At 74.6% G+C, this 445-nt stretch carries 1 pseudogene; it reads right to left on the minus strand.

Annotation, left to right across the window (positions count from 1 at the left end):
• A pseudogene (locus RNB18_RS52155) lies at positions 1–445 on the minus strand (sensor histidine kinase); the annotation flags it as partial.

Consider the following 445-nt stretch of genomic DNA (forward strand, 5'->3'; position numbering starts at 1 on the left):
CTTCGGCGGCCCGTTGGTGACCTCCACGATCAAGGTGTCGGGCTCGTACCGCAGGGCGAGGCTGATCGGGGCGCCCGGCGCGTGCTTGTGGGCGTTGGTCAGGCCCTCCTGGGCCACCCGGTAGGCCGCGTGATCGGCCGCCGGGGCCAACGGCCGTACGGAGCCGGACCGGTGGATCTCGACCGTCGCACCCGCGGCCCTGGAGGACGCGACCAGGTCGTCGATGGACGCCAGGACCCGGCCGGGCCGCTGTTCGCCGCCCGCGCCGGACACGGGAACGACGCCGACGGCCGCGGAGGCGGCCGGTCCACCGGCCCGGCCCAAGGCATCCTGACCTTCCCGGCCATCACGGTCTTCCCGGCCGTCATGGTCTTCCCGGCCGTCACGGAGGATTCCGACCGTCTCGCGCAGCTCCTCCATCGCGGCCACCGAGGCGTCCCGCAGG

This window comes from Streptomyces doebereineriae (genome assembly GCF_031845645.1).
GTDB classification, from domain to species: Bacteria; Actinomycetota; Actinomycetes; order Streptomycetales; family Streptomycetaceae; genus Streptomyces; species Streptomyces canus.